Source organism: Halomonas garicola, assembly GCF_031935715.1.
Taxonomy (GTDB): Bacteria; Pseudomonadota; Gammaproteobacteria; order Pseudomonadales; family Halomonadaceae; genus Vreelandella; species Vreelandella garicola.
This window is the reverse complement of the sequence record NZ_JASSZF010000002.1, coordinates 55379-78577: the sequence shown is the minus strand read 5'-3', so window position 1 is coordinate 78577 and position 23199 is coordinate 55379. Positions and strand designations below refer to the sequence as shown.

Below are 23199 nucleotides of genomic sequence, written 5' to 3'. Positions count from 1 at the left end.
AGCGGCCGAACCTGTTGCTCGGCCGCCTCAACTTGTGAGATGCCTTTTCATCAAACCGCCCCGACGCTCAAGCGTTGTCAGCTGGCAGCTTCTTTTTCCGCCACCTGAAAGATCCGCTGCAGCATGGCGTGAAGGCCGTTGCTGCGCGTGGGCGAAAGGTGCTTGTCCAGCCCCAGGTCGGCAAGAAAATGCGGCTCCGCCGCGCGGATTTCTGCCGGGCTGCGCTCGCTGTAAATGCGCAGCAGTACCGCAATCAGCCCCGACACAATGGCCGCATCCGAGGTGGCGTAAAAGGTGAGCTGGCCGTCCTGCTTTTCGTGGTTCATCCAGACGTTGGACTGGCAGCCCTTGATCTTGTACTCCTCGATTTTCCACGTCTCGGGGAAAGCCGGCAGCTGTTTGCCCATGTCAATAATGTACTGGTAGCGGTCCATCCAGTTGTCAAACAACTCGAACTCTTCGACGAGCTCTTGCTGAGCTTCTTCGGCGCTCATGGCGAGTCCTTTTTCGTCAGGTGAATATATCGGCATTATAACGCGTTAACGCACCGGTGAAACGCCGGGAGCGCCTTCATCCGGTGCCGGCGTCAGGCGGTGGCGCTGCTGCTCGGCGTGCCAGCGCGCATCCTCGGTGTGCAGATAGCGCGAGGTGGTGTCCAGCCGGGAGTGGCGGGCGCTTTCGGCGAGATAGTGCAGCCCGATACCGGCCTGAGCCTGGTGGGTGATGGACGTATGGCGTAGCCAGTGCGGCGTCGCCCGGCGCAGGGTTTCCACCGTCGCGGCCGAGCCGCCCTCGTTTGCCAGCGCCTCGGTACCCTGGGTAAACGCCCGGCGGATCAGTCGGTATAGCTGGTTATCGCCAACGGCACGCTGGCCGTCCAGCGCGCGGATCAGCGGCGTGTCTTCGGCGTGCGCCGGCAGCGCTGAAAGCCCCAGCGCGCCGCGCCACTGCTTGAGGCAAGCAATAAAGTCGTCCGGCACCGGCACCTCGGCAAGCTTGCCGCCCTTTCCTACCACTCGCCACCAGAGGCGCCCTTCCCGGGTAAAAAAATCTTCCATCCGCGCCGCCGCCATTTCGGCAATGCGGGGGGCCAGCAGATAGGCAAAGCCAAAGACAAAGCGCAGCCGTTCGTGTTCAAAGCGCGCCCGCGGCGCAGCGTCGGCCGCCGGCGGCCGGCTCAGCCACTGCCAGAACCAGTCCCACAACTCCTTTTCCAGATAGCGCTCGATGCGCCCGCCCTGATTGTTCAGCCGGCGGGATTTATCGCGCATCAGCCGGAACGGGTTATGTGCCACCCAGCCGGCTTCAACCAGCCAGCCGTAAAGCCCCTGCAAAATTACCAGCGCCTGGCGACGGCTGGCGGGAGATAGCGCGCCGCGAAACGGCCGCCAGTCAGGATGCCCTTCGGGCCGCGTAGCCCCTCTCCAGCTCGCCGGCGGGTCGGCCAAAAACGCCTCGAAGCGGCGCAGCGCTTCGCGGTCAACGTCTCCAAGGCCAGTGCCCTTCTCGTCAAGCCACAGCAGCAGGCGCCGGGCTTCCCGCCGGTAGGCCCGCCAAGTCTGCGGCGTGTCCCGGTATTCCGCGAGCCACTGGGCCACGGCCTCGGCGTCGTTTGAGGCGCGAATCAGCGGGCCGCCGCTGCCCTCTTGTTTGCCTACCCGTTTACTTTTCTGCGCCGGCGCCAATACGGCCGGCGGCGCTGAAGGGTCGATGAAGCGATCGCTGGAGAGCGCATTATCCAGCTTGGTGCGCGTATCCGTCATGGCGGCGGCTGGCCCTTAGTGAAAGGTGGAAGGCTCAGTCTGGCGCTACGCGTTTAAAAATTCAAGATAAGGCGGGTAATCTTGAATTTATTGCTCAAAATGTAAATAAAATTACGTAATATGTATTATGTAATAATTGCTTTTTGCCGGCGCGAGATCGACAATGGGCTTCGTAAATAGATGGCCTTTTAACAGCAGCGCCACGGCCAACGACAACCAGGGAGGGCGAGAGATGGCACGCACCGGTATCCAGTACGCCGACGTGCGCCGGGCGATTGATGAGCTGATCGCCCGGGGCGATAACCCGAGCGTGCAGCGCATTCGCGAGGTGCTCGGCACCGGCAGCTTCACTACCATCAGCGAGCACTTCCGCTACTGGCGCGATGAGCGTGAGAAAAACCGCGACGCGCCTCCACCCCGGGAGATTCCCGAAGCCGTTGTGACGCTGGCAACGGACATGTGGCGCCAGGCACAGGACGTCGCCAACGAGGGCCTGGCCCACTATCGAGAGGAAGCCAATCGCGAAGTGGAGGCGGCTCGTGATGAGGCACAGAAGGCCCGGCAGGAAGCCGACAACGCGGCCCAGCGGGAAAGCGCCCTGGCCGAGCACCTTCGCCACCGCGAAGCACACATTGAAGGGCTGGGCACACAGCTCGCCGAAAGCCGCGCGCAGCAGAAGCAGCTGCAGTCGCGCAGCGACAGCGCAGAGCAGGCGTGCCGGGCGCTGAGAGAAGAAAGCGCCGAACAGGAAGCAAAGCTTGAGCAGCAGGCCCGGGCGCATAGCGATGAGGCCAGGCAGCAGCGCGAGGCGTTCGACCGCCAGCTCGCCGAGGAGCAGCAGCGCAACGAGGCGACCGAAGGCAAGCTGCTTGCCCTGCTGGATGGCGTACGCCAGGAACGCGCCGACGACGACAAGGCGCATCAAAAGCGTGTGCGGCAGCTTGAGGTCCGTCTGGAAAAGGCCGGTGAGGAGAACGACCGAGTGGGCAGGGAGTTAAAGGCAGTTCGGGAAGCCGAAACCCAGTGGCAGCATAGCCATGGGCAGCTGGAAGAGGCACTCCAGGGCCAGCAACAAGCCGCAGAAGAGGCCCACCGCGAGCGGGAGCGCCTGCAAGAGCGGCTGAACCAAGCGGAGCGCGCCCTGGAGCAGGAGCGCGAGCGCTACCGACACGAATGCGATTGGCAGGCGTCGCTGAGCCAGCGCCTCCAGGCGCTGCAAGAGCAGGTGGCTACCCTGCCCGCCGTCGTGCCCGACGAGTCTGATGCAAAGAAACGATAAGCGCTTTATGCAAAAAGCCCCGCTGAAAAGCGGGGCTTGGAGCTAAGCATATCGAGACTAAGCTTACTGGGGCTAAGCTTAATGGGGCTAAGCTTAGTGGGACTCAGCCTACCGAGCTAGCGCTCGATATGGCCAGGCCTCAAGTTAGTAGTAAGCGTTGGTGGTATCGGAGTGGTCGGTGACGTCGCGGATACCGCCCATTTCGGGAATGCGCTCAAGCAGGGTGCGCTCGACGCCGTGTTTGAGCGTGATGTCCACGGCCGCACACCCCTGACAGCCGCCGCCGAAGGACAGCACGGCCACGTTGTCGTCGGTCAGCTCGACCAGGCGAACCTCGCCGCCGTGGGCGGCAAGCCCCGGGTTGATCTCGCTGTAGAGCACGTAGTTGACGCGGTCTGCCAGGGGGCTGTCGGCGTTGACCTTGGGCATCTTGGCGTTGGGCGCCTTGATGGTCAGCTGGCCACCCATGCGGTCGGCGTTGAAGTCGACCACCGCCTCTTCCAGAAAGTTGACGCTGTTCTTTTCCAGAAACACGCGGAGCTTTTCCAGCTCCAGCGCCACGTCGTCGGGCTCTTCTTCGCCCGGGCGGCAGTAGGCCAGGCAGGTCTCGGCGTAGGGCGTGCCTGGCTGGGTAATGAAGATGCGCACGGCGATGCCTTCGACGTTCTGCTTTTCCAGCAGTTCGGCGAGGTACTCCTGGGCGCTCGGCGTAATCTCGATGCCCTGCTTGGCTTCTTCAGCGACGTCCTGCCGAGTCTGCGAATCTTGTACTTCAGCGGTCGTGGTCATGGGACTTGTCTCCTACGGTGGCAGCGTACTGCGCACGGCGAACAATATTCGCCTCAATGATAAGCAAAACCGGGCGCCGACACAATCCTGAGTGTTTTACTCGGCTTTGACGGCAAGCTGCGCGCAAGAGGATACTTTGGTATCATACGCGCCCGCCCGTCGTGCCCGCTCACCTGCCGATGGCGCAACAAGACAACCTGTTTTCTTTACGGTGACGCTGGAGATTTCCCTTCGCTATGGCTGCTAGTGCTTTGACTGCGACCCTTGAAGAGCGCCTTGCTCAACGCATCCTGATTCTTGACGGCGGCATGGGCACCATGCTGCAAAACGCGCAGCTAAGCGAGGCGGAGTTTCGCGGCGAACGCTTCAGCGACTGGCCGAGCGATCTAAAGGGCAACAACGACCTGCTGGTGTTGACCTGTCCGGACGTCGTGACGCGCATCCATCGCGACTACCTTGAAGCCGGCGCCGACATCATCGAGACCAACACCTTCAACAGCACCCGGCTCTCCCAGTCCGACTACGGCATGGAAGACCTGGTTAGCGAGATCAACTTCGAGGCGGCCCGCCTGGCCCGGAGCGCGTGCGACGCCGTGGCCAGTGAGACCGGCACGCCGCGCTACGTCGCCGGGGTGCTCGGCCCCACGTCGCGCACCGCCTCGCTCTCCCCGGACGTCAACGATCCGTCCAAGCGCAACGTCACCTTTGACTCGCTGCGCGAAAACTATCTGGAGGCCGCCACGGCGCTGGTCGAGGGCGGCGCCGACCTGATTCTGATCGAGACGATTTTCGACACGCTCAACGCCAAGGCGGCCATCTACGCGCTGGAGGAAATGTTCGAGGCCCGGGGCGAGCGCACCCCGGTGATGATCTCGGGCACCATTACCGACGCTTCCGGGCGCACCCTCTCCGGCCAGACCACCGAGGCGTTCTGGAACTCCGTGCGCCACGCCAACCCGTTTTCCGTCGGCCTCAACTGCGCCCTGGGGGCCAGCGAGCTGCGCCCCTACCTGGCCGAGCTTGCCGACAAGGCCGATACCTTCGTCTCCGCCCACCCCAACGCCGGGCTTCCCAACGAGTTTGGCGAATACGACCAGTCCGCAGAGGAAATGTCGTCGATCGTCGCCGAGTTTGCCCAGAGCGGGCTGGTCAACATCATCGGCGGCTGCTGCGGCTCAGCGCCCGAACACATCCGCATGATTGCCGAGGCCGTGGCCGACATGCCGCCGCGCGAGATCCCCAAGCGCCCCGCTGCCTGCCGCCTGTCGGGCCTCGAGCCGTTCAACATCGCCGCCGACTCGCTGTTCGTCAACGTCGGCGAGCGCACCAACGTCACCGGCTCCGCGCGCTTCAAGCGGCTGATCAAGGAAGAGGACTACACCACCGCCCTGGAGGTGGCCCTTGAGCAGGTCGAAAACGGCGCTCAGGTCATCGACATCAACATGGACGAAGGGATGCTCGAATCCCAGGATGCCATGGTGCGCTTTCTCAACCTGATCGCCGGCGAGCCCGACATTGCCCGGGTGCCGATCATGATCGACTCGTCCAAATGGGAAATCATCGAAGCGGGTCTTGCGTGCATTCAGGGCAAAGCGATTGTTAACTCCATCTCGCTCAAGGAAGGCGAAGCGGACTTTCGCGAGCAGGCCACCAAGTGCCGGCGCTTTGGCGCGGCGGTTGTCATCATGGCCTTCGATGAAGACGGCCAGGCGGATACCTTCGCCCGCAAGACCGAGATTTGCGCGCGGGCCTATCGCCTGCTGGTCGACGACATCGGCTTCCCTGCCGAAGACATCATCTTCGACCCCAACATCTTCGCCATCGCCACCGGCATCGAAGAGCACAACAACTACGGCGTGGACTTCATCCAGGCCACGGAGTGGATCCGCGACAACCTGCCCCACGCCATGGTCTCCGGCGGGGTGTCCAACGTGTCGTTCTCGTTTCGCGGCAACAACGCCGTGCGCGAGGCCATTCACTCGGTATTTCTCTACCACGCGGTGCGCGCGGGTCTGACCATGGGTATCGTCAACGCCGGCCAGCTGGGCGTGTACGACGATTTGGACGCCGAGCTCCGCGACGCCGTGGAAGACGTGGTCCTCAATCGCCGCGAGGATGCCACCGAGCGCCTGCTGGATCTTGCCGAAAGCTATAAGAACGCAGCCGCTGGCGGCCCCAAAAAGGAAGACCTCGAGTGGCGCGAGTACGACGTCGCCAAGCGCATCGAGCACGCGCTGGTCAAGGGCATTACCAGCCATATCGTCGACGATACCGAAGAGGCCCGCCAGCAGTTCGACCGCCCCATCGAGGTTATCGAAGGCCCGCTGATGGACGGCATGAACGTGGTCGGCGATCTGTTCGGCGCGGGCAAGATGTTTCTGCCCCAGGTGGTCAAGTCCGCCCGGGTGATGAAGCAGGCCGTAGGCCATCTGCTGCCCTACATCGAGGCGGAAAAGGACGAGAACACCCAGTCCAAGGGCAAGATCGTGATGGCCACGGTGAAAGGCGACGTTCACGATATCGGCAAGAACATCGTCGGCGTGGTGCTGCAGTGCAACAACTACGAGGTGATTGATCTTGGCGTGATGGTCCCGGCGGCGAAGATCTTGCAAACCGCCATCGACGAAAACGCCGACATGATCGGACTGTCCGGGCTGATCACGCCGTCCCTGGACGAGATGGTCAGCGTGGCCAAGGAAATGCAGCGCCAGGAGTTTGATCTGCCGCTGCTCATCGGCGGCGCCACCACGTCCAAGGCGCACACGGCGGTGAAAGTCGACCCGCAGTATCAGAACCCGGTGATTTACGTCACCGACGCCTCCCGGGCGGTGGGCGTGGCCAGCCGCCTGCTGGCCGACAACCTGAAAGAGGCCTACGTCGCCGAAATCAGCGCCGACTACGACAAGGTGCGCGAGCGCAACGCCAAGCGCCGCCCCAAGGCCGCCGATCTCACCTACGAGCAGGCGCGCAAGCGTCGCTTTCGCACCGACTGGGACGCCTATACCCCGCCGGCCCCCCACACCCAGGGCGTGATTGCCTTCGACGATTACGACCTGGAAGCGATTGTCGACTTCATCGACTGGACGCCGTTTTTCATGAGCTGGCAGCTCACCGGCAAGTATCCGAAGATTCTGGATGACGAGGTCGTCGGCGAAGCGGCGCGCAGTTTGTTTGACGATGCCCAGGCCATGCTCAAAAAGATGGTCGACGAAAAGCGCATTCGGGCGCGCGGCGTTATCGGCCTGTGGCCGGCCAACAGCGTGGATGACGACGAGATCGAAATCTATCGCGACGAATCCCGCGGCGACGTGGTCGAGCGGCTTTTTCATATCCGCCAGCAAACCACCAAGGGGCGCGACGGCCTGTGCTATAGCCTGGCCGACTTTGTCGCCCCGAAAGATACCGGCAACCCCGACTGGATCGGCGGCTTTGCCGTAACCACCGGCCACGGCGTGGAAGAACTCGGTCAGAGCTACAAGGACGCCGGCGACGACTACAACGCCATTATGGTGCAGGCGCTTACCGACCGCATGGCCGAAGCCTTTGCCGAGCTGCTCCACGAGCGCGTGCGCCGGGAGTACTGGGGCTATGTGCCGGAAGAGACCCTGGATAACACCGCGCTGATCGCCGAAAAATACCAGGGGATTCGCCCGGCGCCGGGCTACCCCGCCTGCCCGGATCACACCGAGAAAATCAAGCTGTTCGAGCTGTTGAATGCCACGCAGCACACCGGCCTTGAGCTAACCGAGAACTTCGCCATGTGGCCCGCGGCGGCCGTGGCCGGTTGGTATTTTTCCCACCCGCAGTCGAAGTATTTTGCCACCGGCAAGATCACCCGAGACCAGGTCGAAGTGCTGGCCGCGCGTAAAAATCGCCCCCTGGACGACATGGAGCGCTGGCTGGCGCCGGTGCTCTCCTACGACCCGGAATAAGCGGTGACGCTTCTGCCCCCGCGCCGGCGCCGGGTCATGCGCCTGGCGCTGCCGGTGATGCTGGGCATGCTGTCGCAAAGCGTGCTCAACCTGATCGACGCGGCCATGGTCGGCTCGCTCGGCGAGGTGGCGCTGGCCGGTGTGGGCGTCGGCGGCTACGCCATGTTCATGATGACCGCGCTGGTATTCGGGCTGTCGTCCGCGGTGCAGTCGCAAACCGCCCGGCGGCTCGGTGAAGAGGCCGCCGCCCCGGCCGGGCCGCTCAACGGCGGGCTGATGTTGGCGATCCTCATCGCCGCCCCCATCAGCCTGCTGGCCTGGTGGCAGGCGCCCGCGCTGATCGGGCTGATTACCCCGGCGCCCGACGTTCAGGCGGTGGGGGCTAGCTACTTTCGCTGGCGCGTCGCCGCCCTGCTGGCGGTGGCCATGACCCTGTGCCTGCGCGGCTACTGGAACGGCCGCCAGCAAACCGGCATGTATCTGCGCATCATTCTTTGCGTCCACGCCTTTAACGTGCTGGCAAGCCTGGGGCTGATCTTTGGCCTGGCGGGCCTTCCCGCCATGGGCGCAGAGGGCGCCGGGGCCGGCTCGGCGCTGTCGCTGTGCCTGGGGCTGGTGCTTTGGGTCGGAGTGAGTCTCAAGGGCGCGCGGGCGCACGGGTTTCTCACCCGCCTGCCGACGCCGCGCGCCGTCGGACGCCTGGCCGCGCTGGTCTGGCCGCACTCGCTGCAGCAGCTGTGCTTTGCCGCCGGCTACGCGGTGCTGTTCTGGATGCTAAGCCGGGTAGGCACCCAGAGCGTGGCCGTGGGGCATATCCTGATCAACCTTTCCCTGCTGCTGGTGCTGCCCGGCGTGGGCGTGGGCGTGGCCGCCATGAGCCTGGTCGGTGACGCGCTGGGCCGTGACGCCCGCGGCGATGCCCACCGCTGGGGGCTGGACGCGCTCAGGCTTGCCTGGCTGTTGCTCGCCACGCTTGCGCTACCCATGCTGGCTTTCCCCCGGCTGATACTCGGGCTGTTTTTGCACGATGCCGCGCTGATCGAGCTGGGTGCCCTGCCGCTGCGGCTGACCGGGGCGATGATCGTGCTGGATGCCGCCGCCCTGGTACTGGCCCAGGCGCTAATGGGCGCCGGCGCCCAGCGTACGGTGATGACGCTTACGCTTTCCATGCAGTGGCTGGTGTTTTTGCCCGTGGCCTGGGCCGTCGGCGTCGCCGGCGGCTACGGGCTGTTGGGCATCTGGCTTACCCAGCTTGGCTATCGGGTGCTCAATTCCCTGGGGTTTCTGTGGGTATGGCAGCGTCGCCGCTGGGCGATACCGGCGGCTGAGCCCGCCTAGCCGCGGCGTTTCTGCTGGCGTTCGCGGTTGTTGGCCTTGGCGCGCTGGCTTTTACGCAGCATCACCCAGGTTGCTCCCAGCCCGCCGTCGGCCTGCTGGGCCGAGACGTAAGCCTGTACCTGGTCAAACTGAGTCAGCCACTTGGCCAGATACGAGCGCAGCACGTTGGCCGGGCTGTCGATTTCCCGCCCGCGGCCGTGCACAATCAGCACCGAGCGCAGGTCGTTATGGTAGGCGTCTTCCATGAAGGCAAACAGCCTCTGCCGGCACTTGGCCAGCGGCAGACGCAGCAGGTGCAGCTGGGCCTGCACCGGGTAGCCGCCGTGCTTGAGCTTGTCAGCCACGCCCCGCTGGATGCCGTCGCGGCGAAATGCCATGGGGTCGGCGGGCGGCAGCAGGTCGACGAAATCATCCGAGAGAAAGTTATGCTCGCCGATGTTTTCTTCGGCGGCGGCGCGACGGGCCTGCCCGCCATCGGCTGACGCCGGCGGTGCTTTACCCGGGTCGGCGCGATTGTCGCGCTTGAGCGGGGCCACGTCGCCGACCACCGCGGCAAAATCCGTCTGGTCACGCAGTGACTGATTCATCTTCCTACCTCCGGCTGACGGCACATGACGTTATTCAGCTTATCCCGGGCAAGCGTATCAAAACCTTCACAGCGGCTTAAGCGTGCGATAAAAACCGGCCTCGGACTTGCCGGCCTTTTGCTGCTGGCCGCGGCGACCTGGTGGTGGTTTATCTGGCTGAGCCCCTGGGGCTATGACCGCCCGGCTCATCTTGCCCCGGTGGCGCCGGGCTCGCACCAGGTTTTTGTTTACGGCACCCTGCGCTATGCGCCGGTGCGCTACCTGGTCATGGGCTCGGCCGGCAGTACCGATGACGCTACCCTGGTCGACTACCGCCGCTGCGGGTTGAACATCGCCCCGGCTCCGGGCGGGCGCGTCGCCGGCCAGGTGTTCAGCGTGTCTGCCGCCGAGCTTTCCCGCCTGGACCGCTACGAGCGGCTCGGCAGGCGCTACGCTCGCCTTGCGGTCACGCTTGCCAACGACACGCGGGCCTGGGTCTACCGCCGGCTCGACGCCAGCGCTGCCGGGCAAACGCCCATCGGCTGTCCGGGCTCTGATACCATGGGCGCCGATACCTCATTCCTTAACGCACACCGCGACTGACGCTCACCAGGGAGCCCGTTAATGAGTGCCGAACTGCCGTATATTCTTGTGTTGTACTATTCCCGCTCCGGAGCGACGGTCACCATGGCGCGCCAGATCGTCAAGGGCATCGAAAGCGTTCCCGGTATTGAAGCGCGTCTGCGCACGGTGCCGCCGGTATCGCCGGTGTCCGAGGCAGTGGCGCCGGAAATTCCCGAGGAGGGCGCGGTTTACGTCGACCACGATGACCTCCGCCACGCCAGCGGCCTGGCGCTGGGTAGCCCCACCCGCTTTGGCAACATGGCCTCACCGCTCAAGTATTTTCTTGATACCACCAGCGGGCTCTGGCTCAACGGGGCGATGGTCGACAAACCCGCCTGTGCCTTTACCTCAACCGCTAGCCTTCACGGCGGGCAGGAAACCACGCTGATTTCCATGCTGCTGCCGCTTTTGCACCACGGCATGGTCTATGCGGGGATTCCGTACAGCGAAACGGCGCTGCTCGAAACCCAGGGCGGCGGCACGCCCTACGGCGCCAGCCACGTGGCCGGCGCGCGCGGCGACCGCCCGGTGGACGACCACGAGCGCGAGCTCTGCGTAGCACTCGGCAGGCGCATTGCCCGTTTGGGGCTTGCGCTGCATGCCATGCGGGAGGCCGAATAATGCGTCAGTGGCTGGAAGAGCTGGAGCGTCGGCGGGGCCTGGCTACCCTCACCCGGCATTCACGTCGCCTGGTCGTGGCAAGCTTTGCCCTGCTGCTGATGCTGATGGTGTATCGCGGCCTGCTGATTCAGGGCGACGCCGACTTCAACTGGCGCCCTATCGTCGCGTTTGTGCTGCCGCTGGTGCTGTTTTTGCCCTCGATTCTCGGCAGGCGGCCGCGCGGGCACGCCTGGCTTGCGTTTGTCAGCCTGCTGTATTTCATGCAGGGCGTCATGGTCGCTACGCTACCCGGACAGCACCTTCGCGGCGTGCTCGAAGCCGGGGTGGCGCTGGCGCTGTTTACCGGCTGCATGGGCTACGCGCGGTTTCGCAGCCGGCTGCTGCGCGAACGTGACGCCAGCTGAGCAGGCACCGGCCCTTCACGCCCGACAAAGGCGCCCGTGTTTTACATCTTCAAGTGATAAGCTTATTAGGCTAAGGTGATGGGACGTTACCGCGTAACGCCATGTGTCAAAGGCATATTGAGCACAAAGAGAATCCGGCCGTCATGACGATGCCGTCATGACGATGCCGTGATGACGATGCTGTGATAACGACAAGGGAGAAGTTTTGATGCGTATCATGAAAACCGGCCTGAGTGCCGCAGTCTGTGCCGCGCTGCTAACCGCAAGCGTTACCGCCAGCGCCGCCGAGCCTGAAGATGCTATTCATTATCGCCAGTCGGCGCTAGGGGTCATGGGCTGGCATTTCGGCCCGATTGCGGACATGGCCAAGGGCGATATCGAGTATGACGGCGACGAGTTCGCGCGTCGGGCACAGAACGTCGCCAACCTGGCAAGCATGCCCTGGGAAGGCTTTGTTGACGGCAGCTATCAGGACGACGGCCACGGCGTGGACACCGATGCGCTGGCAAAGATTGCCGATAACCCGGATGATTTTGAGCAAAAGCAGCAGGATCTGATCGACGAGTCGCAGAAGCTGGCGACGGTCGCCGAGGACAAGGACTTTCAGACGTCGCGCGCCCAGCTGTCGAAAGTCGGCAAGACCTGCAAGAACTGCCACGACGACTACCGCGCCGAGTAAGCCGGCAGGAGTCCAAATAGATCAGCTTGCCTGACCGCAGGCAGCGTATCCAGACGGGAAGCTACGGCTTCCCGTTTTTGTGTCCGCTGCCCTGGCGCGCGCTACCAGTACCACCAGGTCAGGCTGACACCCGCGGCACAGGCAATGGCCAGCAGGCCAAGCCACAGCGGACGCGGCGTCAGTGGGGAGGCGCTCGGGTCGGCGTCCATCGGCGGGCCGGGCAAGCGCTTGTTGCCGGTAAACATGGCCCCCACCAGCCTCTCGCCCAGCAGCCGATGAAAGACGATGGCACCAATATGCAGGCCGATCAGGACCAGCAGCAGCGTGCTGTTGTAGCGGTGCAGGGTAAGCAGCGTTTTGCTGATGTCGGCCCCCAGCGCGCCGTAGAGCGGCGCCTCAAAGAAGATATCGTCGCTTAAAAAAAGCCCGCTGGCGCCCTGGAACGTTAGCGACAGCAGCATGACAAGCACCATCCACCCGCCAATCGGATTATGCCCGGCGTAGGGCTTGGGGCGGCGCTTTAAAAGGCTCCAGGCATAGCCAAGCGAAATGCGCGGCGAGCGCAGGAAGGTGGTAAAGCGGGCAAAGAAGCTGCCGAAAAACCCCCACAGCCAGCGGAAGGTTAAAAGGCCGAGCGTGACGTAGCCGGCCTTGGCGTGAACCGCGGCGGGGAACAGAAACGGTTCGCCTGCGGTTTTCATGGTGTAAAATGACACCAGCACGGAAATCACCAGCGCCCAATGAAAAAGCCGCACATAGACGTCCCAGACACGAATACGCTGCATCGCTCCACTCCCGTTTAAGCCCGCCCTATATTGATATAACAGTTTCGCATTTATTCAGGCTTTCTCATAGAATACGGCGTGGTTATTGGCCGTGGCTCGGTGCCGCAGCAGCGCGGCTAACGACTTCGGCTGCAAACAGAGTGATTGGCGACAGGCCGATAAAAACAGGCCAGCAGCTCGGAGTCAGTAAGTCCAACCAGTAAACCCAGGGCTACCAAGGAGGCAGAGGCGTGAACAGCCAAACGTGGCGCGACGCCGGCAAGCAGACGCTGCCGGTCATGTTCGGATATTTGCCGCTGGGAGCCGCGTTCGGCATCGTGGCCATCGAGGTAGGCATTCCCTGGTATGCGGCGGCGGCGATGTCGATCATCATTTATGCCGGGGCCGGCCAGTTTCTGGCGACCACGTTACTGGCCGCCGGTGCCGGGCTGACCGAAGTCGCCGTGGCGACCATGATGCTCAACTCGCGCCACGTGTTTTACGGCCTGTCGCTATTAAAGCGCTTTCAGGGCGCCGGCTGGCGCAAGCCCTACATGATTTTTGCCCTGACCGACGAAACCTATTCGCTGCTGACCAGCCAGCAGGCCTATACTCATGCGCTGGGGTTTCGGGTCAGCCTGCTCAATCATCTCTGGTGGTTCTCCGGTACCCTGATCGGCATTGCCGTGGGCAGCGCGCAGCTGTTCAATAGCCAGGGGATCGAGTTTGCCCTGACCGCCCTGTTTATCGTGCTGACGCTTGAGCAGGCCAGGCGGCTGAAGCAGGCGCTACCCTTCGCCATCGCGCTGGCTACCGGTCTTGGTGCCGTGCTGCTGCTGCCGGACCGGCATTTGCTGCTGGGGGCGATCGGCAGCGCCAGTTTATTGCTGCTGGCGCATTATCGTCACGACCAGCGCCGGGAGAAACGCCATGCTCACTGATCCGCTATGGCAGCTGATCATGGTCTGCGCACTGGCCACCTTCGCCACCCGTGTGCTGCCCTTCGTGGCGCTGTCGCGCCAGGCTGATCATCCTTTGATCCTGCACCTCGGGCGCTACCTGCCGCCGGCGGTTATGCTGATTCTGGTGATCTACGCGCTGCGCGACTTTACCCCGCTGGCATCCGACTGGCAGCTCAACATGGGGGACAACGGCCTGCCGCTGATAGTGGCCTCGCTGCTGGTGGCGGGGCTTCACCTGTGGCGCCGCAACGCCCTGCTTTCGATCGTGCTGGGCACCGCTAGCTATATGCTCATGGTCCAGCTGAGCTGGGCGGGTTGAGCTTTGTTTTTATAGCAGCCAACATGGCTCCTACATTCAAGAGAGAAAACCCATGACACGCAACATAGCCGATATCAGGCGTGACTATGAAGGCGGTCGTCTCGACGAGTCGCAAACGCCCGACGACCCGTTTGCGCTATTTGACGAATGGCTGACCCTCGCGCTGGAAAAGGAAGGCGAGGACGGTAACGTCATGACGCTTGCCACCACCGACAACCAGGGGCGCCCCCACGGGCGGATCGTGCTGCTCAAGGGCTTTGACGATGCCGGCATGGTCTTTTATACCAACTATCACAGCCACAAGGGCAGCGAGCTTAGCAACGTCCCCTTTGCCGCGCTGACTTTCTGGTGGCCCTCGCTTTCCCGTCAGGTGCGCATTGAAGGCAGCGTCGACCCGGTCGGCAGTGACGAGTCTGACGCCTACTTCCACGGCCGCCCGCGCAACAGCCAGCTGAGTACCTGGATTGCCACCCAGAGCGTTGTAATTCCCGACCGCAACTGGATCGAGGAGCGTCAGCAGCGTTTTGAGCGGGCCTACGACGGCCAGGAAATCCCCCGGCCCATCCACTGGGGCGGATACCGCGTGGTGCCCGACATGATCGAATTCTGGCAGGGCCAGCCCAGCCGGCTGCATGACCGTATCCGCTACGAGCGCCGCGACAGCGAAAGCTGGCAGCAGTTTCGCCTGGCGCCCTAACGGCAAGCGGCGCATCGACCGTCAGCTCGAGGTTTCCAGCCGGTGGCGCTGCCACTCGTTTTCCGGCTCGTTCAGGCGTAGCGTGGCCTCGACCACCTGCTCTTCCATGTCAAAGCGGCACTTGAACCCCAGGTGCCTCATCAGCGCGCGCATGGGGTGGTTATCCATCATGATGGTGCCGGTCATCTCGATGATACCGATGTGACGGCAATAGCTGATCATCTTGTGCATCAGCAGGCTGCCGATGCCGAGCCCCTGGAGATCGTCGCGGATGATAATGGAAAACTCCGTGCGCAGATTGTCGGGATCGTTCCATACCCGCACCACACCCAGCATCTGGCGCTCCCCCGCTTCGGGCCGGTGCTCGGCGATAAACGCCATCTGGCGATCGTAGTTGATGTGGGACAGGATCGATAAATCCCGCTGGGACAGGTCCGCCTTGTTGTGAAAGTAGCGAAAGCGGATGCTCTGCTCGGAGAGCTTGCGGTGAAAGGCGCTGATCAGCGGCGCGTCTTCGGCGCGAACCGGACGCACCTCGACCGGCCAACCGTTGTTCAGCGTCGTCCATTCCCGCAGCTCTTCGGGGTACGGCATGATGGCAAAGCGGGCCGGCTTGCCCAGGTCCATGGCAAAGTCTACTGCCACCATGCCGTCGCGGTTGAGCAGCAGCGGATTCAGCTCAAGCCCCTGCAGTTCCACCAGGTCCGTTGCCATTTGCGAGAGCTTGACCAGCAGCTCGCACAGCCGCTCGATGTCGCGCTCCGGCGCGGCCGAATGCTCGCGTATCAGCGAGGCCACGTGAGTGCGCCCCACCATGTCAGCGGACAGGCTCATGTTTAGCGGCGGTAACGCCACCTGCCGGTCGGCCAGCACGTTGACCTTGTACCCCCCGATACCGAAGACAATCAGCGGACCGAAGACAGGGTCCCGGGTAATGCCGGCGCACACCTGCATGGAATGCTTGCCCCGCTGCATGGGCTGCAGGCAGTACTCGCGAATGGCGTAGTCGGGAAATTTCTCGCGCACCTTGTCGCCGAGGCGCGTGAGGCCGTCGGCGACCTGCTCCGGGGTTTGCAGGTCCTGAAGCAGGCCGGCGGAAAGCTTGTGCGGATGTCGGCGATAGCGAAACGGCCGGCAGTTGCCCTCGTGAACAATTTTCAGCGCTTTGGGCCCGGCAATCCGGCCGGCCTTTTCCAACGCCTCTTCCGCCGTATGTAGATACAGGCTGGGCGCTGCCGGTATCCCGTAGGCTTCCAGCACCTGGGCCGTTTCGCCGTGGGTCAGCGACTTCCGGCCTTCGGCCCGGGCTGCCTGGATCAGCGCGTGGCAGCGGGCGCGTATTTCGGCGCTGGTGGCAAACGGCAGGCTCGGCGGGGTCTCCTGCAGCAGCGTCTGTACGCGCTGGTAGTCCACCATGTGCATGAACGCCTTGACCGCCTTTTCCGGGGAAATATAGGTGGGAATGCCGGCTTGATTACAGGCCAGGCGAGCGGCCTGGGCTTCCTTAAGGCCCATCCAGCTGGTCAGCAGGTTGCGCCGAACCTTGGGCCGCTGGTCAATCAGGGCATCGGCCGTCTCTCGGGAAGGTGCCAGGCGAGTCGCGGCGTGAACCAGCAGCACGGCATCGACCCCGGGGTCGGCGCTGACGATGGCTAGCGCTTCGACCAGGCGCGACGGCGTGGCGTTGCCGCTGAGATCCACCGGGTTTTCCCCGGGCTTGCTGATGTCAAGGCCCTGCTGCTCGAGGGCCTGGCGGGTATCGTCGCTGAACATGGCCAGCTTGCCCCCGGCACTGACCAGTTTGTCGATCGCCAGCATGGCCGGCCCCAGGCCGTTGGACACCACCGCCAGCCGGTCGCCCTTCAGCGGCCGCATGCGCGAGAGCGTCTCCAGCGCGTCGAGCAGCTCGTCGGAGTCGTCGACGCGCACCACGCCCGCGCGGGAGAAAGCCGCGTCGAAGATGGTATCGCGGTGGGCAACGCCCGGCGTGACCAGCGGCTTGTTAAGCTCTGACTCCGGCGTGCGCCCGCTCTTGATGGCCACCACCAGGCGGTTGCGCGAGGCATCCCGCAGCGCGGTCATGAAATGCTGGGCATCGCGGACGTGCTCAAGGTGCAGAAGGATCGCCTGCGCCGGCGAATACTGATTGATGTAGTCCAGCACGTCGGGGAGCAGCACGTCGACGCTGTTGCCAACGGTGACCACGTGAGAGAAGCCCACGTCGCGCCCGGCCGCCCAGTCGATCATGGCGTTGGCCAGCATGCCCGACTGGCCCAGGTAGGCGACCCGCCCCGCCTTGACCGGCTGGCTGGCGTAGGAGGCGTTCAGCTTTTTGCCGGGGACGATAACGCCCATGCATTCTGGCCCCAGCAGGCGAATGCCCGATGCCCGGGCGGCTTTGAGCATGCGCGCCTTGAGCGAGCCGTGGTAATGGGTGTCACGGTCCAGATGGGCGCCGCCGGAGAGCACCAGCGCCGCCTTGACGCCAAGCTCCCCCAGCTCGTCGATCAGCGCCGGCACCCCTTCGATGACGGTACAGATGACCGCCATGTCGGGAATGGCCGGCAGGTCGTGCACCCGCGACACGCAGGGAGCACCGAACACGTCGGCATAGCCGCGCCGGTTGACCGCCCAGAGCTTGCCCCAGAAGCCGCCTTCCTGAACGTTGCGCAGCACCAGCCCGCCCAGGGATTCGGGCTTTTCCGACGCGCCGATAACGGCAAGCGATGCCGGCTGTAAAAAATGATGCAGAAATTTCGTGCTCATTTGGGTACTCCCCCGGGAAATAGCGCCGTTACGACCTATGGGCACTATGACACATCCCGGCTTTTTGCTTAAGCTGTCCAGAACCACAGCGGAGCGCCGACATGATCACTGCCTATATCACGCATCCTCATTGTGCCCTGCACCACATGGGGCCGGAGCATCCCGAATCGCCCCAGCGTCTGGAAGCGATAAGCGCGCGCCTGGCGCTTGCCGGACTGCTGCAGCAGACCATGCAGTCCGAAGCCAAAGAAGCCAGCCGGGAAGACCTGGCAAGGGTACACCCTAGCCAACACTTGCAGGCGCTCAAGAACGTGGTGCCCCATCAGGATATTGTCATGCTCAATGACGATACGCTGATGAACCCCGAGAGTCTGAAGGCGGCGGCGATGGCCGCCGGGGCCGCGCTGCGGGGTGTGGATCAGGTGTATCGCCATCAGGCGGATAACGTTTTCTGCGCGGTCCGCCCGCCGGGCCATCACGCTGAGGCAGCGGCGACCATGGGCTTTTGTTTTTATAATAACGTCGCCGTGGCGGCGGCCTATGCGCGCAAACGGTACTCGGCGCGGCGCATTGCCATCCTCGATTTCGACGTGCACCAGTGCAACGGCACCATCGATATTTTCAAAGAGGATCCGAACGTGCTGATATGCACTAGCTTCCAGGCGCCCTTCTATCCCTGGCGCTATATGGAAGACGACTACCACAACGTGGTGAATACGCCCCTTGAGGCAGGCGCAAACGGGGAGACGTTTCGCCAGGCCATCGAAGACCAGTGGCTGCCGGCGCTGCACGCCTTCAAACCCGACCTGGTGCTACTATCGTCGGGGTTCGACGCCCACCGCAACGATTCCATGTCGGATCTCGAACTGAGCGATGGGGACTTTTACTGGATAACGCGGCTGGCGATGGAAATGGCCACGCTGTATGCGGACGGCCGGCTGGTGTCGGTGCTGGAAGGCGGCTACCACCTGGAGTCGCTGGCAAGCGCTACCGAGGCCCATCTCAAGGCGCTGCTGGGGCTGCCCTTTGCCGATACCGCCTGAGCCGTCGCCAGGCGTGTTTTAACGGTTAGCGCTCAAAGGCAGTGGGTCGGCTTGGGCAACCCGGCAATGCGGGCGGCGCGCTTGGCCGGGCTGCCGGGAAAAAGCGACATCACATAAATTGAGTGCCCCTTCTCCTCGCCCAGCTGCTGCTTTACCGCCTTGATCCAGGCGCGCATGGCCGGCGCCATTTCAAAGCGGGCGTAAAAATTGCGCAGCACCCAGATAAGCTCCCAATGGGCCTTCGTTAGCGTAATGCCGTCCTCTTCGGCCAGGGCTTCTGCCACGCTTTCCGTCCAGTCACCCATGTTGACGAGATAACTTTCGGGATCGAGTGGGATTTTTTTGTTTTCACATTCAAGATAACGGTATATTTTTGCTTCGACCATACTTAGTACCAGCTAACAGTTTGCCGTGCCCTGGCGGTCAACGCGACGAAGGCTTCCATGCTGACCGTTTCAATGTTTCGTTCGTGTGCCCGGCTGCCAAGCCCCCGGGCGGCAAGGTCGTCCTCGAGCGCGTAAAGACGTCCGACGTCAAGCCGGTGGCCTTCCCAGCCGGCATCGAGCACAGCATAAACGCCGTCTTCGATCAGCAGCAGCGCATCTTCCGCCGCCATGGCCGCGAGCGCCTGGGCGCTTGCCTGGCCGTCGCCCGGGGGGCAGTTAAGGATATGCAGTATCATCATCGGCCCTGTGTCATCGCTACTGGGGAAAAATCTGAGCAGTCAAAACGTCAGAACCTGCCCGGCCTCATGAAACAGCGCCTGCACGGCGTCGGCGTCGAGCAGCTGCGTATTGGCGACCAAGTCACCCTCGGTAAGTCCGCGGGCGGTGGCGTCTGCGGCGGGCAGGTAAAGCGTATCGATATCGTACATTTCCAGCATATCGATAATCGGCAGCGTGGCCTTCTGGCCCGGGGCTCCGGGCGTTTGCCCGGGCAGCAGCGCAAAGAGGCCCTGCCCCATGAACAGCGGCACTACCGGCTTGCCAAACGCTGCCCCGACCAGCAGCGCATCCAGGCTTTCGCGCAGCCTGACGCCCTGGTAAGGCGCGCTGCGTATCACAACAAGTAGCGTATCATCCATGGCGCGTGGTCACTTCACAGAAGGGATAGGTAACAAGCTGACAGAAGTCTCAGGCGGCAAAGGTGATGACCCGGTCGCAGCGCTGCTGGATATCAAGCAGCTGCCCAAGCCCGGTCAGCGCAAAGGGCGAGGCGACGCTGTATTCACCGTGGCCGTGCCGCGCGGCCTCCTCGGCGTTAATCAGGCCGCGGCGCAGCGCCGCGGCGATACAGACGTCGAGCTTTACGCCATGCTCTCGATTCAGCTCGCACCAGAGCCTGTGCAAATTCGCCTCGTCCTGGGGCGGCGTCATCAGAAAAGAGGCGTTGTGCACCCCGTCCCGGTAAAAGAACACGCTGTCCAGCGTGTGCTCCCCGTCCAGCAGCGCACGGGCGAAGCGTAGCGCCGAATGCGGCGCCTGACTGCTATAGGGCGCGCCCATGACCAACAGCGCGTATTTCATGCGTCACCTCCATCGTCCTAAAACAACGCAGGCCCTGGCATCAGAAAAGCTGACGCACAAGGCCCGGCTGGCTTGGGTATAGCAGAGTGCTTAATCGCTGCTCATGATGCCCAGCAGGGAAAGCAGGCTGATAAAGAGATTGTAGATGGACACGTACAGCGTAATGGTCGCGAGAATATAGTTGGTCTCGCCGGCGCGGTGCACCATTTCGCTGGTCTGGTAGAGGATCGCCGCCGAGGAAAACAGCACGAAGCCCGCCGATACCATCAGCGACAGCGCCTGAATCTGGAAAACCAGCCCCGCCACCATGGCAAGGATCAGCACGATGGCACCGGCCATCAGGAAGTTGCTTAAAAAGCTGAAGTCCTTCTTGGTCACTAGCGCCACTGCCGACAGACCAAAGAAGGTCAGCCCGGTCATGGCAAGCGCCGTCATGATCAGCTCGGCGCCGTTGGGCAGGGTCAGGTAGGCCGAGAGAATAGGACCGAGGGTAAAGCCCATGAAACCGGTAAAAGCAAAGGTCGCCAAAAGCCCGGTGGCGGAGTTGGCCGTCTTGTGGACGAGAAACATCAGCCCGTAGGCGCCGATGAAAAACACCAGGATATTGATCCGCTCGATACCCATGGCCATTGCGGCACCTGCGGTTGCCGCAGAAAACAGCAGCGTCATGGCCAGAAGCGCGTAGGTATTACGCAGCACCTTGCTGGCACCAAGATCGCTTACGCCCTGTGTCGACTGCGATCTGGAAAGGCGTGATTCGTTGTAAGCCATGTAAACATGCTCCGTTGGTCGTTTACTCAACAATCGACAAGCATGCCGCCCACAGGTTCCATACGCAAGCCTGAAAAGCCTCTGTCGCTACATGCGCATTCAACGCGGGCAGGTTTTTGCGCTCTGCCTATCCGCAACCGTCTTCCCAGAACGTCTCGAAACGCCACCGCCGTCGGCACCGGGACACACCGCCCCACGGCCAGGCCAAGGACCGTATAAAACAAAAAAAGCGCCCGCAGGCGCTTGATTTGCAATGAGTTTTTGGCGGAGGGACAGGGATTCGAACCCTGGGTAGGCTACAAACCTACGCCGGTTTTCAAGACCGGTGCAATCAACCGCTCTGCCATCCCTCCGACGTGGGGCGCATCTTACCAGCCTGCCGTTGGAAGTCAATGCTTTTCGTCGAGCCCAGGGTCCGCCCCCGGGGATAACGTCGCCTTCCATTTTGCTGATCGTCCAGCGAAAAAAAGCGCCCGCAGGCGCTTGATTTACAATGTTTTTGGCGGAGGGACAGGGATTCGAACCCTGGGTAGGCTACTCACCTACGCCGGTTTTCGAGACCGGTGCAATCAACCACTCTGCCATCCCTCCAACACGGGGGCGAATTTTACCGGTTTTCCGCTGGAAATCAATGCGTTTAGTAAAGCCGGAGGCCCACCCGAGTGATGAGGTTGCCGTTCATTTCGCTGACCACCCACTGGATGCCGTGCCAGTCCACGTCGTCGCCTACCACCGGGTGCCCGCCGACCCGCAGCGCCATGAAATCGGCCAGCGTCATGTCGGGAGTACCTGACCCCAGAGTGAGGCCGTACGCTTCGGCAATGTCCTTCATTCGCGCGCTGGCATCCAGGGTAAAGGCCCCAAAGAAGGCCCGCTCCTGCTTGAAGCGCGCGTCGCCGTTGAACAAGCGGTTAAGCGCCACGATGTCCTCTTCCCGCCCGATCACGCAGAGGACGTCGCCGATCTTCAACCGTGTATTGCCCTTCGGGTGGAGCATGGCATGTTGACGAAACAGCGCGGAAATCAACGCACCGGAGGGAAACCGCAGCAGGCGGATGGGAACGTCGTCGAGATCAAGGTTTTCCACTTCATACACAAACATCTCGAAGTCGTTTTCCGGCAGAATGCCCAAGGGTCCCCGGCGATTGGGCGTGGCGCCGTCGGGCACCTCGAGCTTGAGCCAGCGCGCCACCCAGGCAAGCGAGCCGCCCTGGACCAGCAGCGACATGAGCACCACGGCAAAGGCCACGTTGAAGTACAGCGAGGCATTTTCCACCCCGCCAATCAGCGGAAAAATGGCCAGCACAATGGGCACCGCCCCGCGCAGCCCGACCCAGGCAATAAACAATACCTCCCGGGTGCGAAACTTGAAAAACGGCTTGATGATGGCAAACACGGCAATGGGGCGGGCGACAAAGATCAGCGCCAGCGCCACCAGGGAGGCGGGCAGTGCTACGTCCCACAGCTGGCTTGGCGTCACCAGCAGCCCCAGCACCAGAAACAGGCCAATCTGGCTTAGCCAGGCCAGACCGTCATGCACCGGGAGGATAGAGCTGAGATGGCGCCCGGGCTGATTGCCAATCATCAGCCCGGCCAGATAGATGGCGAGAAAACCGCTGCCCCCGAGCACGCTGGTCAACCCGAAGACGCTGAAACCCAGCGCCAGCGCCAGCATGGAATAAAGCCCCGGGGCCAGGTCCATGAAGCGCAGCAGCTTGGCGCTGAGCCAGCCCCCACCGATCCCCACGGCAAGCCCGATGCCGAACTGAGTAACGAAAAAAAGCGCCGTTTCACCGACGCCGCCGATGTCCCCGCGCAGCACTTCGATGAGCATCAGCGTCAGAAAGATCGCCATCGGGTCGTTGGTACCCGACTCGATCTCAAGCGTAGCGCCCACCCGCTCGTTGAGGTTGACGCCGTGCCCCCTGAGCATGGAAAACACCGCAGCGGCATCGGTCGAGCCGACGATGGCGCCCACCAGCAGCCCCTGGATCAGCGTCAGGTCAAAAATCAGCATGGCAATCGCGCCGACAATGGCGCTGGTCACCAGCACGCCGAAGGTCGCCAGCAGCAGCGCCGGCTTGAAGGCCACGCGGAAGGTTTTCAACCGCGTGCGCAAACCGCCGTCGAGCAGGATCATGGCCAGCGCCAGATGACCGATGATGAAGGCCATGGAATAGTTGTCGAACTCGATCCCAAGGATGCCTTCTTCGCCGGCCAGCATGCCGAGGCCAAGGAAGATCAACAAAAGCGGCAGGCCGAAAAGCGATGACAGGCGGCTGGCCAGAATACTCAGCGTCATCAGGCCGCCGCCCAGTAAAAAGAAGGTATATATTGCGTCCATGTCTCCCCGTCT

Annotated in this window: 23 protein-coding genes and 2 tRNA genes; 11 read left to right on the top strand and 14 right to left on the bottom strand. The window is 62.9% G+C overall.

The annotated features are described in order from the left end of the window. Positions 1–77: 77 nt before the first annotated feature. The gene (locus tag RS027_RS01365) at positions 78–494 is read right to left on the bottom strand and encodes a SufE family protein (RefSeq protein WP_311952812.1); all 417 of its coding nucleotides are present in this window, start codon (positions 492–494) and stop codon (positions 78–80) included. Positions 495–539: 45 nt separating this feature from the next. After that, a complete protein-coding gene (locus tag RS027_RS01360) occupies positions 540–1763 on the bottom strand; it encodes a tyrosine-type recombinase/integrase (RefSeq protein WP_311952808.1) in 1224 nt (407 codons plus the stop codon). Between the two features lie 232 nt (positions 1764–1995). Between RS027_RS01360 and RS027_RS01355 the strand changes: the two genes are divergently transcribed. Further along, positions 1996–3042 carry a DNA-binding protein gene (locus tag RS027_RS01355; protein WP_311952805.1) on the top strand — a complete coding sequence of 349 codons (1047 nt, stop codon included), beginning with the start codon at positions 1996–1998 and terminating at the stop codon, positions 3040–3042. A 144-nt stretch (positions 3043–3186) separates the two neighbouring features. Here RS027_RS01355 and nfuA read toward each other — a convergent pair whose 3' ends face one another. Then, positions 3187–3831: a Fe-S biogenesis protein NfuA gene (gene nfuA / locus RS027_RS01350; RefSeq protein WP_311952803.1), complete on the bottom strand. Its 645-nt coding sequence runs from the start codon at positions 3829–3831 to the stop codon at positions 3187–3189. 236 nt (positions 3832–4067) lie between these two features. Between nfuA and metH the strand changes: the two genes are divergently transcribed. Next, positions 4068–7763 carry a methionine synthase gene (gene metH, locus RS027_RS01345; protein WP_311952800.1) on the top strand — a complete coding sequence of 1232 codons (3696 nt, stop codon included), beginning with the start codon at positions 4068–4070 and terminating at the stop codon, positions 7761–7763. A gap of 36 nt (positions 7764–7799) precedes the next feature. Continuing rightward, positions 7800–9101: an MATE family efflux transporter gene (locus tag RS027_RS01340; protein WP_376717569.1), complete on the top strand. Its 1302-nt coding sequence runs from the start codon at positions 7800–7802 to the stop codon at positions 9099–9101. Here RS027_RS01340 and smrA read toward each other — a convergent pair. Beyond that, the gene (smrA, locus tag RS027_RS01335; protein ID WP_311952779.1) at positions 9098–9688 is read right to left on the bottom strand and encodes a DNA endonuclease SmrA; all 591 of its coding nucleotides are present in this window, start codon (positions 9686–9688) and stop codon (positions 9098–9100) included. The two genes, RS027_RS01340 and smrA, sit on opposite strands and share 4 nt — an antisense overlap. 24 nt (positions 9689–9712) lie before the next feature. On the opposite strand from smrA, the gene RS027_RS01330 reads away from it, so the two are divergent. The 4 genes from RS027_RS01330 (at position 9713) to RS027_RS01315 (ending at position 11995) form a co-directional block, all read left to right on the top strand. Next, positions 9713–10270, top strand: a complete 558-nt coding sequence (locus tag RS027_RS01330) for a gamma-glutamylcyclotransferase family protein (protein ID WP_311952775.1) — start codon at positions 9713–9715, stop codon at positions 10268–10270. 21 nt (positions 10271–10291) lie between these two features. Beyond that, positions 10292–10912, top strand: coding sequence for an NAD(P)H:quinone oxidoreductase (wrbA, locus tag RS027_RS01325; RefSeq protein WP_311952772.1), 621 nt, complete (start codon positions 10292–10294; stop codon positions 10910–10912). Then, positions 10912–11316, top strand: a complete 405-nt coding sequence (locus tag RS027_RS01320) for a DUF2069 domain-containing protein (protein ID WP_311946983.1) — start codon at positions 10912–10914, stop codon at positions 11314–11316. Before wrbA ends, RS027_RS01320 begins: the two co-directional genes overlap by 1 nt. Before the next feature lie 208 nt (positions 11317–11524). Continuing rightward, the gene (locus RS027_RS01315) at positions 11525–11995 is read left to right on the top strand and encodes a c-type cytochrome (RefSeq protein WP_311952769.1); all 471 of its coding nucleotides are present in this window, start codon (positions 11525–11527) and stop codon (positions 11993–11995) included. Between the two features lie 101 nt (positions 11996–12096). Here the strand turns inward: RS027_RS01315 and RS027_RS01310 are convergent, their stop codons facing one another. Beyond that, positions 12097–12780, bottom strand: a complete 684-nt coding sequence (locus RS027_RS01310; RefSeq protein ID WP_311946979.1) for a cytochrome b/b6 domain-containing protein — start codon at positions 12778–12780, stop codon at positions 12097–12099. Between the two features lie 230 nt (positions 12781–13010). Between RS027_RS01310 and RS027_RS01305 the strand changes: the two genes are divergently transcribed. Genes RS027_RS01305 through pdxH form a run of 3 tightly spaced genes read left to right on the top strand, consistent with a single transcriptional unit; the run spans position 13011 to position 14737 of the window. Then, positions 13011–13700, top strand: a complete 690-nt coding sequence (locus RS027_RS01305) for an AzlC family ABC transporter permease (protein ID WP_311952765.1) — start codon at positions 13011–13013, stop codon at positions 13698–13700. Next, positions 13690–14040 (top strand): branched-chain amino acid transport AzlD family protein, encoded by a 351-nt coding sequence (locus RS027_RS01300; protein ID WP_311952762.1) that lies wholly within the window; start codon positions 13690–13692, stop codon positions 14038–14040. The genes RS027_RS01305 and RS027_RS01300 overlap by 11 nt, the downstream gene beginning before the upstream one ends. A 52-nt stretch (positions 14041–14092) precedes the next feature. Continuing rightward, positions 14093–14737, top strand: coding sequence for a pyridoxamine 5'-phosphate oxidase (pdxH, locus tag RS027_RS01295; RefSeq protein WP_311952759.1), 645 nt, complete (start codon positions 14093–14095; stop codon positions 14735–14737). Positions 14738–14758: 21 nt separating this feature from the next. On the opposite strand, the gene RS027_RS01290 is transcribed toward pdxH, so the two are convergent. Further along, positions 14759–17503 (bottom strand): bifunctional acetate--CoA ligase family protein/GNAT family N-acetyltransferase, encoded by a 2745-nt coding sequence (locus tag RS027_RS01290; protein ID WP_311952756.1) that lies wholly within the window; start codon positions 17501–17503, stop codon positions 14759–14761. Positions 17504–17604: 101 nt separating this feature from the next. On the opposite strand from RS027_RS01290, the gene RS027_RS01285 reads away from it, so the two are divergent. Next, positions 17605–18546 carry a histone deacetylase family protein gene (locus RS027_RS01285; protein WP_311952754.1) on the top strand — a complete coding sequence of 314 codons (942 nt, stop codon included), beginning with the start codon at positions 17605–17607 and terminating at the stop codon, positions 18544–18546. Between the two features lie 32 nt (positions 18547–18578). Here the strand turns inward: RS027_RS01285 and RS027_RS01280 are convergent, their stop codons facing one another. From RS027_RS01280 to RS027_RS01245, 8 genes are all read right to left on the bottom strand, one after another. Next, the gene (locus tag RS027_RS01280) at positions 18579–18932 is read right to left on the bottom strand and encodes a TusE/DsrC/DsvC family sulfur relay protein (RefSeq protein WP_311952752.1); all 354 of its coding nucleotides are present in this window, start codon (positions 18930–18932) and stop codon (positions 18579–18581) included. 2 nt (positions 18933–18934) lie between these two features. Further along, positions 18935–19231, bottom strand: coding sequence for a sulfurtransferase complex subunit TusB (gene tusB / locus RS027_RS01275; RefSeq protein ID WP_311952750.1), 297 nt, complete (start codon positions 19229–19231; stop codon positions 18935–18937). Between the two features lie 39 nt (positions 19232–19270). Beyond that, the gene (gene tusC / locus RS027_RS01270; protein ID WP_311952747.1) at positions 19271–19630 is read right to left on the bottom strand and encodes a sulfurtransferase complex subunit TusC; all 360 of its coding nucleotides are present in this window, start codon (positions 19628–19630) and stop codon (positions 19271–19273) included. Between the two features lie 49 nt (positions 19631–19679). Beyond that, positions 19680–20072, bottom strand: coding sequence for a sulfurtransferase complex subunit TusD (gene tusD, locus RS027_RS01265; RefSeq protein WP_311952744.1), 393 nt, complete (start codon positions 20070–20072; stop codon positions 19680–19682). Between the two features lie 90 nt (positions 20073–20162). Continuing rightward, positions 20163–20843: a Bax inhibitor-1/YccA family protein gene (locus RS027_RS01260; RefSeq protein WP_311952741.1), complete on the bottom strand. Its 681-nt coding sequence runs from the start codon at positions 20841–20843 to the stop codon at positions 20163–20165. Between the two features lie 262 nt (positions 20844–21105). Beyond that, a tRNA-Ser gene (locus tag RS027_RS01255) sits at positions 21106–21196 on the bottom strand. A gap of 147 nt (positions 21197–21343) precedes the next feature. After that, positions 21344–21434 (bottom strand) — tRNA-Ser (locus RS027_RS01250). Positions 21435–21480: 46 nt separating this feature from the next. Continuing rightward, entirely contained in the window at positions 21481–23187 is a 1707-nt protein-coding gene (locus tag RS027_RS01245) for a potassium/proton antiporter (RefSeq protein WP_311952738.1), read from the bottom strand. Between the last annotated feature and the right edge of the window lie 12 nt (positions 23188–23199).

Coding starts and splice junctions, on each gene's coding strand:
- RS027_RS01290 (WP_311952756.1), bottom strand. CDS start 17,503: ATGAGCACGAAATTTCTGCATCATTTTTTACAGCCGGCATCGCTTGCC.
- RS027_RS01365 (WP_311952812.1), bottom strand. CDS start 494: ATGAGCGCCGAAGAAGCTCAGCAAGAGCTCGTCGAAGAGTTCGAGTTG.
- metH (WP_311952800.1), top strand. CDS start 4,068: ATGGCTGCTAGTGCTTTGACTGCGACCCTTGAAGAGCGCCTTGCTCAA.
- RS027_RS01330 (WP_311952775.1), top strand. CDS start 9,713: ATGACGTTATTCAGCTTATCCCGGGCAAGCGTATCAAAACCTTCACAG.
- smrA (WP_311952779.1), bottom strand. CDS start 9,688: ATGAATCAGTCACTGCGTGACCAGACGGATTTTGCCGCGGTGGTCGGC.
- RS027_RS01315 (WP_311952769.1), top strand. CDS start 11,525: ATGCGTATCATGAAAACCGGCCTGAGTGCCGCAGTCTGTGCCGCGCTG.
- tusB (WP_311952750.1), bottom strand. CDS start 19,231: ATGATGATACTGCATATCCTTAACTGCCCCCCGGGCGACGGCCAGGCA.
- RS027_RS01340 (WP_376717569.1), top strand. CDS start 7,800: ATGCGCCTGGCGCTGCCGGTGATGCTGGGCATGCTGTCGCAAAGCGTG.
- nfuA (WP_311952803.1), bottom strand. CDS start 3,831: ATGACCACGACCGCTGAAGTACAAGATTCGCAGACTCGGCAGGACGTC.
- RS027_RS01320 (WP_311946983.1), top strand. CDS start 10,912: ATGCGTCAGTGGCTGGAAGAGCTGGAGCGTCGGCGGGGCCTGGCTACC.
- RS027_RS01260 (WP_311952741.1), bottom strand. CDS start 20,843: ATGGCTTACAACGAATCACGCCTTTCCAGATCGCAGTCGACACAGGGC.
- tusD (WP_311952744.1), bottom strand. CDS start 20,072: ATGAAATACGCGCTGTTGGTCATGGGCGCGCCCTATAGCAGTCAGGCG.
- RS027_RS01360 (WP_311952808.1), bottom strand. CDS start 1,763: ATGACGGATACGCGCACCAAGCTGGATAATGCGCTCTCCAGCGATCGC.
- pdxH (WP_311952759.1), top strand. CDS start 14,093: ATGACACGCAACATAGCCGATATCAGGCGTGACTATGAAGGCGGTCGT.
- RS027_RS01355 (WP_311952805.1), top strand. CDS start 1,996: ATGGCACGCACCGGTATCCAGTACGCCGACGTGCGCCGGGCGATTGAT.
- RS027_RS01310 (WP_311946979.1), bottom strand. CDS start 12,780: ATGCAGCGTATTCGTGTCTGGGACGTCTATGTGCGGCTTTTTCATTGG.
- tusC (WP_311952747.1), bottom strand. CDS start 19,630: ATGGATGATACGCTACTTGTTGTGATACGCAGCGCGCCTTACCAGGGC.
- RS027_RS01245 (WP_311952738.1), bottom strand. CDS start 23,187: ATGGACGCAATATATACCTTCTTTTTACTGGGCGGCGGCCTGATGACG.
- RS027_RS01280 (WP_311952752.1), bottom strand. CDS start 18,932: ATGGTCGAAGCAAAAATATACCGTTATCTTGAATGTGAAAACAAAAAA.
- wrbA (WP_311952772.1), top strand. CDS start 10,292: ATGAGTGCCGAACTGCCGTATATTCTTGTGTTGTACTATTCCCGCTCC.
- RS027_RS01285 (WP_311952754.1), top strand. CDS start 17,605: ATGATCACTGCCTATATCACGCATCCTCATTGTGCCCTGCACCACATG.
- RS027_RS01300 (WP_311952762.1), top strand. CDS start 13,690: ATGCTCACTGATCCGCTATGGCAGCTGATCATGGTCTGCGCACTGGCC.